The following is a 14989-nucleotide window of genomic DNA, read 5'->3' as shown; positions in this document are numbered from 1 at the left end:
GCCTCTCACAGTGCCCGGAGGCCGTTGATCACGTCGCGCAGAATACTCTCGTCCGGCAGTTCGGCAGGGGGCACCGGCCGCGTCACATGGACGAATTCCCCGGCGACGAGATCACCGACGAGAACCCGCACCACTCCGATCGGCAGATCGAGTCCGGCGGCGAGTTCGGCGACCGACTGGGGAGCCTCTCGGCACAGATCCACGATGTCCACGTGCTCCGGGGACAGCGTCGCGTCGGCGTCCGGATCGTCCGCCTGGGGCTCCGTGACGACCACCGCGATCAGGTCGAGGCGGTGCTGGCCCGCACTGGTGGTGCGGCCGCGCGTCATCGCGTACGGACGGACGACCGGACCGGCTTCGTCGTCGAACCAGTGGCTTCTTCCCTGACCGTCAGCGCTCATGACATCCCACTACCCGCCTGCGGGCAGATCGGTGCGCGGCGCGGCCCCCAGATGCACACCGACCCGCTTGACGAGGAGCGTCATCTCGTAGGCGACCTGGCCGACGTCCGAGTCGGCGTCCGAGAGCACGGCCAGGCAACTGCCGTCGCCGGCGGCCGTCACGAAGAGAAAGGCGTCGTCCAGCTCCACGACGGTCTGCCGGACGTTTCCGGCCTCGAAGTGCCGGCCCACCCCCTTGGCCAGGCTGTGGAATCCGGAGGCGACGGCGGCGAGGTGTTCGCTGTCCTCCCGGGTCAGGTCCTTGGACACGCCCGTCGGCAGGCCGTCGCCGGAGAGCACGAGGGCTTTGCGGATGCTCGCCACACGGTCCACCAGGTCGTCCAGGAGCCAGTTGAGCTCCCCGTGCTTGCCGGTGTCGGTGTGGCCGCTCGCCTTCGGTGCGGTCATCGACCGTCCCCCTTTGTCGTTCGTTGTGGTGCTGTGCCGCTGTGGGCGTCGTCGCCCGCGGCGTTCTCGTCACGGCCGCGCTGCCAGCCGCGCTGGAGCGAGGCCATACGGCTGCGTACCTCGTCGGCGTCCCGCTCCACGAGCTCCGGGCCGTCCTCCGTACGCCGCTGGGCGCTCTGCTTGAGCTGCGGTGCCAGGTTGGCCTGCCGTACGCGCCGGGGCAGGGGGCCCGCCCCGGGGCCTGCCTCCTGCGGTGCGGCGCCGGGTTGCGGGCCGGCGGTGTCCCGGCCGCTCGATGCGATCGCGGTGGGGCGGCTGCGCATGGGCAGGGCGGGGGGCTGCGGGCTCCCGCCGCGGCCCCCTGACTCGGGTCCAGCGGATGGGGCGCGCTCAGCAGACCGGTCGTTCCCGCCGGTGCCCGGGCGCAGCGGTGAGGCGCCGCGCCGCCGGGTCGGCAGCGGGGGCGCGGACTCCTGCTCGGACCGGCCCTGGCCCCGCCCGGTCGGCGGCTGCTCGGCCCGGCGGCGGGAGGGCAAGGGAGCGGCGGCTTCCGGCTCGGGGCGTCCCGGACCCGGCGGCGGCTCCTCGGCGGGATCCGCGCGCCACGAGCGCTGCTCGGTGACCGGGCGTCCGTGCGAGCTGACCAGCTTGGGCGTACGGCGGCGGGGCAGCGGGACGGGCGCGTCCATGTCGTCGTCGGCGTCACTGCGGACCGGTTCGCTGAGGTCGGGCTCGCCATGGAGCGGGGCACCGCTGCCGCCGGTGGTCTCGTCCTGCGCGAGCGCGATGGAGCGACGAGGGCGGAAGAGCCCGCCGCGTTCGCTGTCCTCGTCGTCGAGCGCGCCGGGGAAGTCCTCGATGGCGTCGAGGTCGACCGGTGCCTCCAGTTCGACCGGGCCGTCCAGGATCCCGGCGGGCAGACCGGGAAGCTGCGCCGGCGTCCGGGAGAGCGCGTTGCCCGGCCGCTCCTCCAGCTCGGCCTCCTTCGCGCGGTGGGGCCGGTCGAGACGGAAGCCGATGCCGTTGGTGTCCGGTACGTCGTCCGTGAGCAGCGCGTCGGGGACGAACAGCACCGCGGTGGTGCCGCCGTACGGGGACGGCTGCAGGGAGACTCGGACGTTCTGCCGCTGGGCGAGCCGGCTGACCACGAACAGTCCGAGCCGGTCGGTGTCGGACAGCTCGAACTCCGGTGTCTCGGCGAGCCGGAGGTTGGCGTCCAGAAGGGCGTCCGCCGCCATGCCGAGGCCGCGGTCGTGGATCTCCAGCGTGAAGCCGTTGGCGACCCGCTCGCCCAGGACCTGGACGGCCGTGTGCGGCGGAGAGAACACCGTGGCGTTCTCCAGGAGTTCCGCCACGAGATGGGTCAGGTCGGCGACGGCCGGGCCGGTGACGGCGATCCGCGGCAGCCGGCGGACCTCGATGCGTTCGTAGTCCTCGACCTCGGCGACGGCGGCCCGGACGACGTCCATGAGCTGGACGGGCCTGCGCCACTGCCGGGAAGGGGCGGCGCCGGAGAGGATCACCAGACCCTCGGCGTGCCGCCGCATACGGGTGGTCAGGTGGTCGAGGCGGAACAGGTCGGCGAGTTCGTCGGTGTCCTCGGTCCGGCGTTCCATGGTGTCCAGCAGGGTGAGCTGCTTGTGCAGCAGGACCTGGCTGCGGCGGGCGAGGTTGACGAACACCTCGGAGACCCCGGCGCGCAGTTCGGCCTGCTTGACGGCGGCCTCGACGGCTGCCCGCTGCAGGGTGTTGAGGGCCTGGCCGACCTCGCCGATCTCGTTCTTGTCGTACTCGAGGCGGGGGACCTCGGTCTCCACGTCGACCTGTTCGCCGGCGGACAGGCGTCGCATGACACTCGGCAGCCGCACACCGGACGCCTCGTGGGCCTCCAGGCGCAGTTGACGCAGGTCGCGGATGAGAGTGCGGCCGATGCGCGCCGAGACCACGAGCGAGAGCACCACGGCGACCAGACCCAGGATTCCGGCGACGGCCGCCTTGACGATGACGCTCATCGCGACAGGTTGCACCCGGTCCTGCAGGCGGTCACCGGCCTGGTCGTCGAGGGTGGCGAGTGCGGTGAGGACGCTGTCCGCGTCGGCGTCCCAGCTCTTGGCGCTGACCGAACGGGGCGTGCCGGCGCCGGAGTCGACGACGGACCGCTCGGCCGAGCGCAGCGGGGCGGTGGCGGCGTTCTTCCAGAACCGGGCGTAGCGTTCACTTTCGGCCGACGGAAGCACCGGCAGGCTGATGTCGTACAACTGAGTGCGCTGCGCGACCAGATCGGAGACCTCGCGGACCTCCTGGCGGGTGAGTGTGCCGACCACCAGGGAGGAGCCGAGCAGGGCGTCCTCCCGGGAGAGGAGTTCGCGGGCGCGGGAGATGTTGACCAGCGCGCGGGCCTGCCGGTCCATCTCCACGTTGTCGACCGCGTCGAGGGCGGCCAGGAAGGCGTAGCAGGGGTCCACGAGGCGGTTGTAGAGGTGGAGGGCCTCGGCGCGGGTCACCGTGCCCTGCTCGGCGCTGCTGCGCAGGGAGTCGACGCCATTGAAGGCGTCCAGGACGGCGGTGAGGCGTTCGTCGTCGCCCTCGCTCAGTCCGTCGCGGACGTCGGGGTCCTTCGCGTTCCTGCGGACCTTGGCGATGGCCTCGTCGGAGGCGCGGCGGGTGCTGCGGAGCGCGGCGAGCGCGTCCGAAGCCCGCGGGTCGGCGAGATAGACGAGGGTCTGCCGACGCTCCTGCTGGAGGACGCGGACGGTGTCCTCGATGGGGTAGCCCATGTCCTTGACGGCTGTGGACACCTCGAACAGCTGAGTGACCGCCCGTCCCGTGAGTACCGTGGCGAATCCCCAGATCGCGGTGAGGGACACCAGCGGCACGAGAAGCAGCGCCACGATCTTCCGGCGGATCGACTTCCCGCGAAAGCGCATGGCCTCCCCCAGCTCGTCCCCCTCCGGCCGGGGGTACACATGTGCGTCAACAAACGGCGCGAGCCTACTACCGACGCACAGTTAACTCGAAGACCCGTCCGACGGCTGAACTTCCGCACTGGCTCGGTGAGATGGGCAGTTGTCCGGGCATTGCGGGAGATTGCCGCCCGAGTTCGTACGGTGACCTTGGGTACGGATCCGGTCGGCGGGGGCGGTCAGTTGGCCAGAATTTTTCGTTTCCTGGGAATCTTCGGAGCACGTTGTTCGTCCTTCTCTTCGGGAAATGGGGGCGGAATCGGCCACACGAGCCGCATCCCGCAACCGGGCGGCGTAAAACAGCGCAAGCCGGGCAGCCACTGGGGAGCTGTGTGTTCGAACACGGACGGGGTCTGCTGGCGGTGGGGAGTGACACGTTGATGGGCACGGCGGAGCGGTACGAGGCGCCCACGGCGGGCGATGCGGAGCACCTGACGGTGCGGCAGAGCCCCGAGGCACTGGATCACGACATTCCGGCGCGCAGGGGCGGGCCCAGCCCCGGTGAACGCGCCACGGCGGAAGAGCAGCGGCACTACCGGCCCTTGTGGATCGAGGAGCCCGCGCGGCGGCGCCGTATGCCCGATCCGGTGCGTACGGCCGCGGTGCGCGCGGTACTGATCATCGCCGTGACGCTGCTCCAGGCGATGGTGGCGTTCCTGTGCACTCTGGCCGGATCATGGCTGGCCTTCCCCATGGTCCTCAGCAGCGTGGCGAGCACCGTGGCGGCGACGTGGGCCGCGCTCGACGTCTGGGTGACCCGCCAGGTGTGGAACCAGCGCAACGGCGTGGTGTCGGTCCCGAGCAGCACCGCCCGCGCCCTGCGGCGCGAGCGGCGAAAGGCACGGCGGCAGGCGCGGGCCGCCGAGCGCGCCCAGCAGCGGATACAGCGGCGGGGCGGAGCAGGGCAGTTGTCGCACCCCTGACGAAGCTGAGGGGTGACCCGGTCGCTCGCCCCTAGGGGTTTGCAGGTGCGGGGCGTTTGAACATCCGTGTCGCGGTGATCTCGCTGTGCACCACTTCCTCCGCCTGGGGCTGCTGCGGCAGCCCGGGGCGGAGGTGTTCCTCCACGCTGATGTACTTCAGGCCGGCGCGCAGGTCGGCATCGTTTCGCAGCCGGATCACCAGCGGGAACTCCGCGAGCGCCGTCGTGTCGAACAGGCCTGTGGTGTAGAGGAGTTGGACACCCAGAGCGTCCGACACGGCCCGCTGGAGCTCCAGCAGATAGGTCGCGTTGGCACGGCCGATGGGGTTGTCCAGGAACAGCGTGCCCGCGTGCCGGTGCTTGTCGCGGCCCCGGTCGTTCGAGCGCAGTGCGGCCATCGTGCAGTACAGGGCGATGGCCGCGGTGAGCAGCTGACCGCCCGAGAAGACGTCGCCCATCTGTCCAACGGGCACCCGCTCGGCGCGCAGCACGGCATCCGGCTTGAGGATCTCGACGGCGACGCCCTTGGGCTGGAGTGCCGCGCCCACGCCCCGCAGCAGCAGGGACATGCCGTCGCGTCGCAGGTCGGAGTTCTTCTTCACGGCCGCCCGGGTGGCCTCGTCGATGACCTCGCCGAGCCGCTCGGTGAGCGTGGCCTGATCGGGCTCCTCGAAGCGGATGCGCAGGAACTCCTGCCCGGACCACTCGCCCAGGCCCTCGGGCAGCCGGGACAGCCGCTGGGCGGACCGCAGTGTCGCCAGCGCCGACTCCACGAGCCCGCGCAGCCGGTCCACGATCGAGTCCCGGTTCCGCTCCAGCTGTGCCAACTCGTCGGTGAGGACACGCAGTCGGGGCGCGAACGCGTCGGCCCACTTCTGGGCGTGCTCGGGCAGCGCCGAGGCGGGCAGCTCACGGATCTGCTGCCGCGCCGGGGTGCGGACCTGCTCGTAGCGGGTGGAGTTGGCATGCCGCACGAGCACATCGCTCGCCTCCCGTACGGCGGCCTCGGCGGCCGACAGGTCGGCGGCGCAGCCACGCAGGGAGCGGCGGGCCTCCGCGGCGGACTGACGGGCCTCCTCCAGGCTGCCGGGGTACGGCTCCGGCTCCTCCTGCTCCTCCTCCAGGGCATGCTCGCGCAGCAGGTCGCGGAGCATCGCGGCGATCTCGTCGAAGCCGCCGGCCGCGTCCTCGGCGGCGCGGTGGGCGTCGAGGAGCTCGGCGTGTGCCTCGCGGGCGTGGTTCAACGCCTCTGTGCGGGAGGCGAGTTCGGTGGTCGCGGTGCGCAGCAGTGCCTGGGCGTGCTCGGCGTCGCGCGGTTCGAGTTCCTCGGGCAGCTCGGTGTGCGCCTCGCCGTCCTCGGGCGCGTGCCGCTCGGCCTCGCCGCGCAGCCGTCCGAGCTGCTCGCTCGCGGTGGACATCCGGGTCTCCAGGAGCTGCACCAGCTCCTCGGCCCGGGCTGCGGCTGCCTGCCGGGACGGCCCGTCGGAGCCGTCCGGCGAGAGCAGCAGCTGCTCGGCGCGGGTGCGGACCTTGTTGCTGAGGCGGTCGAGCTCGGCACGGGCCGCGCTCTCGTCGCTCTCCGCGCGGGCCTGTTCGGCGCGCAGGTCGGCGCCGACGCCGACCTTCTCGTAGACCTGGGAGGCGGCGCGGTAGGCCTCGCGGAGTGCGGGCAGCGAGGACTTCGGGGCCGCTTCGTCCTCCTCGGGTACGTCGTCCGGGGCGCCCGCGATCTCCGCTCGTTCGGCGCGCAGTGCCCGTGCGGTGCGGCGCGCGTCGTCGGCGGCGCGCTGGGCGCCGCGGCGGTCCTCGTCGGCGGCGCGGGCCCGCTCCAGACAGGCCTGGGCGCGGGCCTCCGACTCGACGCCGTCGTCGGCCAGTTCGCGCAGTTTGACCTGCCAGCCGGCCCGCTCGCGCAGCCGGAAGGCGAGCCCGGCGAGGGCGTCGGCCGCACGCCGGGCCTTCTGCGCCGCCTCCTGCCGCTCGTCCCGCAGCCGCGCGGCCTCGGCGGCGACCTCGTCGGCCTCTGCACGCGCCGTACGCGCCTCGGTCAGCTCGACCTCGGCCTCCTCGGCGAACACCCGAGCGTCGTGCGCGGCCCGGGCCAGCTCGACGAGCCGGCCCGCCGGGCAGCCGGTACGCCAGGAGGCGAGCCGCGCCGCCAGCTCGCGGTCCTTGCCTAGGCGTGCGGCGAGCGTCCTGATCTCCTCGTCCCGCTCCGTCGCCCGCGCGCGCAGCGCCTGCCGCTCCTCGTCCGCGGCGTGCTCGTCGTGCATGGCGGGGTTCGGCGGCACGAGGAAGACGTTGCTGTCGCCCGCGTCGGTGGCCGGAGTGGGGGCGAGCAGGGCGGCAGCCGTACCGACGGCCACGGCGGACCGCGGCAGCAGCGCCGCCTCGCTGAGGGCCTCGCGGGCGCGGGCGTGGGTGTCGGGATCGGTGATGATCACGCCGTCGACCAGCTCCGGCCTGGCGGCCAGCACGCGCGCGTGGTCGGCGGGGTCCACGGCCTGGGCGAGATAGCGCCAGCCGGGCAGGGCCGGGATGCCGTGCTCGCCCAGGAACTCCACGGTGGCCAGCACGTCCGGCCCGGGCGGCAGCAGCCCGCCGTCACCGAGTGCGCCGAGGATTCGCGCATCGTCGGCCGCGGCGGTGCGCAACTCGAAGAGCTGGCGCTCGGCGGAGGACACGGAGTCGTCGAGCAGCTCGCGCAGTTCGTCGGCGAAGCGGTCGAGCTCCTCGGGGGTGAGGGCGGCCTCGTCGCTGTCCGATTCGTGCCGGGGATGCGGGACCGACGGCCGGCCGTCCGGCAGCGATGGCCGGGTGTCCTTGCCGGACAGGTTCAGCAGCTCCGCAAGTCGCTCCTCGGCGGCCAGCGCCTGCGCGACGCGGCGTTCGGCCTCGTAGGAGCGCTGCGTCGCCGTCGCCGCGTCCGCCGCGCGGGCGGCCGTCAGCTCGGCCCGGGACTCGGCGGAGGCCGCCTCGCGCGCGTGCTCCGTGGCCTTGTGCGAGGCCTCACGTGCGGTGTCCCAGGCGGCGACCGCCGTTTTCTCGGCGTCGCTGGCCGCGAGGGCGGCGCGGGCCGGGTCGGCGTCGGGCGCGCTGTCGTCGAGCCATCCCGCGCGGACCGCCTCGGCGGTCTCCTGCTCGACCTCGGTGAGGCGCTGGCGCAGATGCCCGATCTCGCTGCGGGCCCGCTGTGCCTCGGTGGCGGCGGCGGTCGAGTCCCGGTAGGCGGCCTCACTGACCTCCTGCAGCGCGGCGGACCGCTCCTCCTCCTCGTTGGCGAGGCTCTCGGCGCTCTCCGCTGCCGCGTGCAGGGCTCGTACGAGATCCACGGCGGCCTTGGCCCGGGCGGCGAGCGCGGGTGCCGCGTCCCGTTCGGCCTCCTGGATGGCGGTGGCCACGCGTGCGACGCGGTCGGCGGCGGCGCGGTGGCGCAGCACCGCCTCGGCGGCCTGCCACGCGGAGTGCAGGGTGCGGGCGTCGGCCAGTTCGCGCTTCTGCCCTGCGGCGGACTTCTCGGCGGCGGCAAGCGCCAAGGAGGCGTGCCGGTAGGCGAGTTCGGCGGCGATGAGTGCGCTGCGCTCACGGGCCGCCTCGGAGTGCGTGACGGCGTACGCGGCGGCGGTGACACGCTGAGCGAGGTCGGCGGCCCGGACCCGCTCCTGCACGCCCCGCGCCGACAGCCGACGGGCCAGCGTGCGGGTACGGCGCTCGGCGCCGGCGTGGATGTCACGCGCGCGTGCCCGGGCCTCGGCGGCCTCGACGATCCGTCCGAGCAGATCCACCGACCCGGCGGTGAAGTCCCGCTCGGCGATCAGCTCGGCGCGGCGGCCCAGCTTGTTGCCGAAGCCGCTGACCAGGTCGGCGAGCCCGTCGGTGTCCCGGGTGTCCGTCACGGCGCGCAGCAGCAGGTCGGTGAAGTCGGAGTCCTTCTTGACCGCGAAGAGGCCGGCCGCCTCGCCCTCATCGGCGTTCATCTCCCGCTGGTAGCGGAAGAGTTCGGGGTCGAGGCCGAGATCGCCGAGGTGTTCGATCCACCGGTCGTGGATCTCCTCCCAGTGCACCTCCAGATGTGGATACGCCTTGCCCGCCTCGGTGAGGGCGTCCCGGAAGCCCTTCATGGTGCGCCGGCGGCCCTGCGCGCCCGACTGGCCCTCGACGGCCGGTCGTACCGAAGTCGCCTCGGCGACGGGCAGGTTGTCCAGGGACAGCCCGGGTCCGGGCCGGAAGGAGTACCAGGCCTCGGCGAACTTCCGCGGGTCGTTGGACACTTGCCGTCCGCGCCACTCGCTGACCTTGCCGACGACGACGCATTCGCCGGTCAGCGTGTGCTGCCACTCCAGGGCGACGTGCCCGCAGTCGTCGGCGAGCAGGAACTTGCGCAGCACGCCCGAGCTGGCGCCGCCGAGGGTGTTGCGGTGACCCGGCAGCATCACCGAGAAGATCAGCTTCAGCAGGACCGACTTGCCGCCGCCGTTCTCCAGGAAGAGCACGCCGGCGGGCGCGGGGCGACGCGGCGGGCCGACGGGCTCCTCCTCGAAGAACTCCGCCTGGGCGGGCGCGGGGTCGGGCACGGGCTCGCCCACGCCCCGCAGGTCGAGCACGGTGTCGGCATAGCGCGCACCGGCTGGACCGATGGAGTAGAGGCGGACCCGGGACAGCTCGTACATGGCGGACTCTCGTAAGTCTTCGGTAGGTCGGGGAAGTTCAGGAGTGCGACGGCGCGTGGAACGGCAGTCCGGCGTCGGCCGCCAGTTCCAGGTCGTCGGTGTCTTCGGGCGGCAGCAGCGTCGGGGTGCCGTCGGTCACCGGGACCACGCCCAGCTCCAGCAGCTCGGCCATCGCGGCGCTGCCCGCCATGTCGCGCACCTGGAGCTGGTAGCGGGAAGTCGTCCGGTACGTGCCGCCGTTGTCGTCGCCGGTGCGCTGCAGGAATCCGGAGTCGGTGAGGAACGCGGCCGCCTTGCCGACGATGCCGGTGGTCGAACCGGCGAGCCGGCGCGCGTCCTTGGTGGCGCCGGCCGCGCTGCGTCTCGCCCAGACCCGCCACGCGGCCTCGAGGCCGGGTGCGTCGGTGGCCGGGTCGGTGTTGTCGCCGTGTTCCTCGGCCCGCTCCTCCAGACGGCGGCAGGCCTGCCGCACGAACGCGTCGACGCCGTTGACCGTCACGCGGCCGATGTATCCGTCGTCGGCGAGGTCCTCGGGGCGCGGGAACGCCATGGCGGCGACGGCGAGATGAGCCAGTCCGTGCAGGAAGCGGTCGCCGCCGTCGGCGGACGTACGACGCGCGTAGTCGCCCATGCGGACGGCGAACACCGAGTCCTCGGCGGCCGTCACGGCCATCCCCGCGCGCGGGGACACCTCCAGCACCACCAGCCCGAGCCCGGCGGCCACGGCATCCGCGAGCCGTGCGAAGGGCGGGTCCTCGCGGTAGCGGCGCAGCAGCTCGGTGTACTCCTGGTCCCGGGCGGGCTGCAGCTTGGGCTGCAGCCCGAACGCGACGAGCCGCGCCGCGTCGGCGGCGTCGGCGGGGGTGACGGCGGCGGTCGCCGACGGGGCCGGGGCCTCCGTTTCACTCCACTCGACGTGCTCAGTCACTGCTCGGGCTCCTTGTCGCGTTCCTGCTCGCTCATGCTGCTTCCGTCCGGTCCGCCGCCATGCCCGCCGCGTCCAGCAGGGCCGTGCCGACGATGAGATCGGCGCCGCCGAACTCCGGATCGTCCAGCTCCGTCCCGTCGTCCACGGCGAACAGCAGCTTCTCCTCGCCCTGGCGGTATGCCGTGCCGACCGCCGGACTGGCCGCGTGCACCGCCAGCAGGGCCACCAGATACGGCAGGTCCGGGTCCTGTCTCCGGGCCTCGGCCAACAACCCCGACAACCTGCGCGGCGCATCGGCAGGCAGGTCGAGCAGCTCCGTCGCCGCGGCCAGCTGCTCCTCGCTGAACCGGCTGTCGTCCGGCGTCGCGATCAGATCCGGCTCGGGCATCTCCGCGCCCAGGTGCTCGCGCTCCACCGGCGGCGTCAGCAGTATGTCCACGAGGTCGCCGACCCGCACGGACACCGGCGTACGCAGTCCGGTGCCCCGGGCGAAGAAGGCGTCCGTGACCCGGACCGCCTGTTCCAGCGGCAAGGGCAGCACGGGGGCGACGAGGTGCCCGTACAGGTCGATTCCGGACGACGTCATGGGCGTCGCGAACGCCTGCCGGTCCTGCTCGGCTCGGAAGAGCGGCCCGGCTTCCAGGAGGCGTGACTGCAACTGGGTGTGCCTGCGGATGCAGTCCTTGACGATGTCGACGAGCTCGGCCGCGCGACGCTTGTGCTCGGGGTCCTCGGTCTCGTCCCGGGCCTTGCGGATGTTGGTGAGGATCGCGTTCTCGTGCCGGTAGCGGTCGGCGACGTGGTCCAGTGCCTCGGCGATCATGTCGGGCACGGAGTTGAGCCAGTCCACCGCCCGGACGTTGCGCCGGGTCGCGTCCAGGGCTCTGCGGAGCGTTTCCGAGTACTGCACCGTCCGGTAGCGGGCCTGTTCGGCGGCGAGCTGGGCGTCGGCGAGGCGGCCCCGGTTGATCAGGACCTCCAGTTTGACCTCGGCGGCGATCTGCGCGCTGGTGACGTCCGTGTCCAGGGCGCCGACCAGGACGTTCACAGCCTCGTCCGTCGTACGGAGGTAGACCGTGCCGCCGGGGCCCGGCACCTCCTCGATCAGCTTGAAGTCGTAGTCACGGCGGACATAGCTGCCGTCGGTCGTGAACGTGCCGTAGACGGCACGGAAGCCGCGGTCGACGCTGCCTACGTTGATCAGGTTCTCCAGGACCCAGCGGGCCACGCGCTCGTGCTCGGCGACGGGCCGCTGCGGGGCCTGGGCGGCGATGCGCGGGATGAGCCGGGCGACTATCTGGTCGTGGTCGGCGCCCGTGTCGAAGTCCATGTTCAGGGTGACCAGGTCGATGGCGGCCAGCGCCACCTCCGCCATGCCGTACACCGAGTACTCGCCCGCCAGGTTGGCCTTGCGTGCGTCGAGGTCGTGCAGCGGCGCGGTGCAGGCGAGCGCGCGCAGGCGCCGCGCCAGCCCCTCGTCGGCGGCCGGGCCCGGTGCGGGGCGCGGCCCCGCGCTGAGCTGGGGCGGAACGCTGTCCGTCGATGCAGGCGAAGTCACGGTGCACAGACTAGGTCCTCGGTCTGACATCGACCCAAACGGCTCAGATGCGACCAGGCGTCACGGTTGCCACATCGGTGGGACCGGCACCACCGGTTCCGCTATCCGTCCTCGCCGACGCGCCGCCGGTAGACCTCCACGACCCGTTCGAGCGAGTCCTCGAGGTAGACCTCCAGCAGCTTCTCGGCCTCCGGCCGGTCCCCCGCCTGAAGGGCCTGCAGAATCTGCCGGTTGCGGGCCAGGTACGGCTCGTGCAGGGCTTTGGGGTCGTCCACGACGTGGAAGGCCAGGCGCAGTTCCGCGAAGACGCTGCGCATCAGCTCGTCGGTGCGGGCGCTGCCGGCGAGGGCCACCAGCTCACGGTGGAAGTGGATGTTGGCGGTACCCACGCCTTTCCAGTCACCGTCGCGCGCCGCCCGCTGCCCCTGCTCGACGACCTCGGCGAGCGCGTCGAGGCCGTACGGCGGCTCGCCGAGCCCGCGGACGACGGCGCACTCGACGAGGCGGCGGGTGCGGTAGATGTCCTCGACGTCCTCGACGGTCAGCACCCGGACGAAGACGCCCCGGTTCAGCTCGTGGACGAGCAGACGTTCATGGGTGAGCAGCCGGAACGCCTCCCTGAGTGTGTTGCGGGAGACTCCGAGCGCGCCCCCGATGCTGTCCTCGGACAGCCTGGTGCCGGGCGGGAAGAACCCCTCGGCGATGCGGCCCCTGAGGATGTCCGAGACGCGCTCGGCGGTGCTGGTGCGCCCCAGGAGAGCCCGGTCGTCGGCCAGTCCTGTCAGCTGCTCTGCCATGCCCGGAATTCAACCGCAGATACAAGAACGAAACAACGTGGGTATTGAAGGATCGTTCAACGATCCTCTACCTTGCTACGCACGGCGCCGTCTTTCACCACGGGCGCCGACTGCTCCTCACGCACGGCACGGCTCATTTCTGAAGCACCCTCCGTCCTCCCACTGCGAGGTGCCCATGAGTACGACCCCTCCACCCCAGGCCCTGACCGAACAGCCCGGAACCGAGCAGAACGCCCTCGACGACGGCGCGTTGGGCTGGCTGCGCGCCCTCGGTCCGCGCGGCCGCCGCGCCTTCGCAGGCGCGTTCGGCGGCTATGCCCTCGACTCGTACGACTACTTCACGCTGCCTCTGAGCATGGTCGCGCTGGCCGCGTACTTCGGCCTGGACAGCGGCCAGACGGGCCTGTTCACGACGGTCACCCTTGTGGTCTCCGCGGTCGGCGGCGCCGTCGCGGGGGTGGTGGCGGACCGGGTCGGCCGGGTCAGGGCGCTGATGATCACCGTGATCACCTATGCGGTCTTCACCGTGGCCTGCGGCTTCGCGCCCAACTACGAGACGCTGCTGGTCTTCCGCGCTCTCCAGGGCCTCGGTTTCGGCGGCGAGTGGGCGGTCGGCGCGATCCTCGTCGCCGAGTACGCCAGCGCCAGGCACCGGGGCCGTACCCTCGGCGCCGTCCAGAGTTCGTGGGCCGTGGGCTGGGCTCTGGCCGCGATCGTGTACACCCTGGTCTTCTCCTTCGCCGGCGCCGATCTGGCCTGGCGCATCATGTTCTGGACCGGCGCGCTCCCCGCCCTGCTGGTGATCTGGATGCGCCGCCGGGTGCACGACGCCCCGGAGGCCGCGGCCGTACGCGAACAGAGCGCGCACAAGGGTTCGTTCACCGCGATCTTCAAGCCCGGCCTGCTGCGCACGACGGTCTTCGCCGGACTCCTGTCCACCGGCGTCCAGGGCGGCTACTACACGCTCGCCACCTGGGTGCCGACGTATCTGAAGACCGACCGCGGCCTGTCGGTCGTCGGCACCGGCGGCTACCTGACGTTCCTGATCTCCGGCGCCTTCCTGGGCTATCTGACCGGCGGCTACCTCACCGACCGGCTGGGCCGAAAGCGCAACATCTGGCTGTTCGCCGTGCTGTCGGCCGTCTGCATCCTGGCTTACGCGAACATCCCGAACGGCGCCAACACCCTGCTCCTGGTGCTCGGTTTCCCGCTCGGGTTCTGCATGTCGGCGATCTTCAGCGGCTTCGGGTCCTACCTGAGCGAGCTGTACCCGACGGCGGTACGGGGCACGGGCCAGGGCTTCACGTACAACACCGGGCGCGCCGTGGGCGCCGTCTTCCCCACGACCGTCGGCTTCCTGGCCGACAGCTGGGGTGTGGGCGGCGCGCTGGTGTTCGGTGCGATCGGCTACGGCCTCGCGGCGCTGGCCCTGCTGGGGCTGCCGGAGACCCGTGGGAAGGAGCTCGCGTGAACCGCACGGAAGACCGCCCGCTGACCGTGGTCGACGAGCACGCGCACGCGTGGAGCCCGAGAACCGCCCGGGCCCGTTTCCGGGAAGGACTCAGCGGACCCACCGCAGGGGTCGCGGCCGGACACACCCAGGTCAACCTGATCTCCGTGCCCGCCGACTGGGCGTACGACATGCTGCTGTTCTGCCAGCGCAACCCCAAGCCCTGTCCGGTGCTCGACGTCACGGACGCCGGCTCCGTCACGACGATCCTTGCGGAGGGCGCGGACCTGCGCACCGATCTGCCGCGCTACCGGGTGTGGCAGGACGGCGTTTTGGTGGACGAGCCGACGGACGTCCGTGCGCACTGGCGTGAGGACCTGGTGTCGTTCCTGATCGGCTGCAGCTTCACCTTCGAGTGGGCGCTGGCCGAGGCGGGGGTGCCGATCCGCCACGTCGAGCAGGGCCGCAACGTCCCGATGTACGTGACGAGCCGTCAGTGCCGTCCGGCGGGGCGGCTGCAGGGACCGCTGGTGGTGTCCATGCGGCCGGTGCCGCCGCAGCACCTGGCGGCGGCGATCAGGGAGAGCAGTCTGCTCCCGGCGGTGCACGGCAGCCCCGTGCACTGCGGCACTCCTTCGGGGCTGGGCATCGAGGATCTCGGCCGCCCCGACTTCGGCGACCCGGTGGACCTCGAACCGGACGACATCCCGGTGTTCTGGGCCTGCGGAGTGACCCCGCAGGCGGCCGTGATGGCCTCGCGCCCGCCCTTCGCCATCACCCATGCACCAGGCCAGATGTTCCTGACCGACGCCCGCGACGAGCAGTACCGCGTGGCCTGAGAGAAACGCGAAGG

Annotated in this window: 10 protein-coding genes; 3 read left to right on the top strand and 7 right to left on the bottom strand. The window is 72.4% G+C overall.

The features are described 5' to 3' along the window. Window positions 1–5 precede the first annotated feature (5 nt). The 3 genes from ACWC1K_RS33695 to ACWC1K_RS33685 are packed head-to-tail and all read right to left on the bottom strand — an operon-like array spanning window position 6 to window position 3775. Window positions 6–401, bottom strand: coding sequence for a DUF742 domain-containing protein (locus tag ACWC1K_RS33695; protein ID WP_450836722.1), 396 nt, complete (start codon window positions 399–401; stop codon window positions 6–8). A gap of 9 nt (window positions 402–410) precedes the next feature. Continuing rightward, on the bottom strand, window positions 411–848 hold the full coding sequence (locus tag ACWC1K_RS33690) for a roadblock/LC7 domain-containing protein (protein ID WP_450836721.1): 438 nt from the start codon (window positions 846–848) through the stop codon (window positions 411–413). Further along, window positions 845–3775 carry a nitrate- and nitrite sensing domain-containing protein gene (locus ACWC1K_RS33685; RefSeq protein WP_450836720.1) on the bottom strand — a complete coding sequence of 977 codons (2931 nt, stop codon included), beginning with the start codon at window positions 3773–3775 and terminating at the stop codon, window positions 845–847. Before ACWC1K_RS33685 ends, ACWC1K_RS33690 begins: the two co-directional genes overlap by 4 nt. Before the next feature lie 416 nt (window positions 3776–4191). Between ACWC1K_RS33685 and ACWC1K_RS33680 the strand changes: the two genes are divergently transcribed. Then, complete coding sequence (locus tag ACWC1K_RS33680; RefSeq protein ID WP_450836737.1) at window positions 4192–4734, top strand: hypothetical protein; 543 nt, start codon at window positions 4192–4194, stop codon at window positions 4732–4734. Window positions 4735–4765: 31 nt separating this feature from the next. On the opposite strand, the gene ACWC1K_RS33675 is transcribed toward ACWC1K_RS33680, so the two are convergent. The 4 genes from ACWC1K_RS33675 to ACWC1K_RS33660 all read right to left on the bottom strand — a co-directional run bounded on the left by ACWC1K_RS33675 (window position 4766) and on the right by ACWC1K_RS33660 (window position 12686). Further along, on the bottom strand, window positions 4766–9403 hold the full coding sequence (locus ACWC1K_RS33675) for a hypothetical protein (RefSeq protein WP_450836719.1): 4638 nt from the start codon (window positions 9401–9403) through the stop codon (window positions 4766–4768). Window positions 9404–9440: 37 nt separating this feature from the next. Continuing rightward, the gene (locus ACWC1K_RS33670) at window positions 9441–10331 is read right to left on the bottom strand and encodes a hypothetical protein (RefSeq protein WP_450836718.1); all 891 of its coding nucleotides are present in this window, start codon (window positions 10329–10331) and stop codon (window positions 9441–9443) included. Window positions 10332–10362: 31 nt separating this feature from the next. Further along, window positions 10363–11889, bottom strand: a complete 1527-nt coding sequence (locus ACWC1K_RS33665; protein WP_390696843.1) for a hypothetical protein — start codon at window positions 11887–11889, stop codon at window positions 10363–10365. Window positions 11890–11990: 101 nt separating this feature from the next. Beyond that, window positions 11991–12686 carry a GntR family transcriptional regulator gene (locus tag ACWC1K_RS33660; protein ID WP_450836717.1) on the bottom strand — a complete coding sequence of 232 codons (696 nt, stop codon included), beginning with the start codon at window positions 12684–12686 and terminating at the stop codon, window positions 11991–11993. Between the two features lie 175 nt (window positions 12687–12861). Between ACWC1K_RS33660 and ACWC1K_RS33655 the strand changes: the two genes are divergently transcribed. Continuing rightward, window positions 12862–14157 carry an MFS transporter gene (locus ACWC1K_RS33655; protein ID WP_450836716.1) on the top strand — a complete coding sequence of 432 codons (1296 nt, stop codon included), beginning with the start codon at window positions 12862–12864 and terminating at the stop codon, window positions 14155–14157. Beyond that, window positions 14154–14975 carry a putative hydro-lyase gene (locus tag ACWC1K_RS33650; RefSeq protein ID WP_450836715.1) on the top strand — a complete coding sequence of 274 codons (822 nt, stop codon included), beginning with the start codon at window positions 14154–14156 and terminating at the stop codon, window positions 14973–14975. Before ACWC1K_RS33655 ends, ACWC1K_RS33650 begins: the two co-directional genes overlap by 4 nt. Window positions 14976–14989: the final 14 nt, after the last annotated feature.

It is taken from the genome of Streptomyces sp. NPDC001492, assembly GCF_053597275.1.
This window is presented reverse-complemented; position numbering and strand designations above follow the sequence as displayed.

What these genes read in the sequence shown, in the direction of transcription:
- ACWC1K_RS33695 (WP_450836722.1), bottom strand. Translation starts at nt 401, where the DNA reads ATGAGCGCTGACGGTCAGGGAAGAAGCCACTGGTTCGACGACGAAGCC.
- ACWC1K_RS33690 (WP_450836721.1), bottom strand. Translation starts at nt 848, where the DNA reads ATGACCGCACCGAAGGCGAGCGGCCACACCGACACCGGCAAGCACGGG.
- ACWC1K_RS33685 (WP_450836720.1), bottom strand. Translation starts at nt 3,775, where the DNA reads ATGCGCTTTCGCGGGAAGTCGATCCGCCGGAAGATCGTGGCGCTGCTT.
- ACWC1K_RS33680 (WP_450836737.1), top strand. Translation starts at nt 4,192, where the DNA reads ATGGGCACGGCGGAGCGGTACGAGGCGCCCACGGCGGGCGATGCGGAG.
- ACWC1K_RS33675 (WP_450836719.1), bottom strand. Translation starts at nt 9,403, where the DNA reads ATGTACGAGCTGTCCCGGGTCCGCCTCTACTCCATCGGTCCAGCCGGT.
- ACWC1K_RS33660 (WP_450836717.1), bottom strand. Translation starts at nt 12,686, where the DNA reads ATGGCAGAGCAGCTGACAGGACTGGCCGACGACCGGGCTCTCCTGGGG.
- ACWC1K_RS33655 (WP_450836716.1), top strand. Translation starts at nt 12,862, where the DNA reads ATGAGTACGACCCCTCCACCCCAGGCCCTGACCGAACAGCCCGGAACC.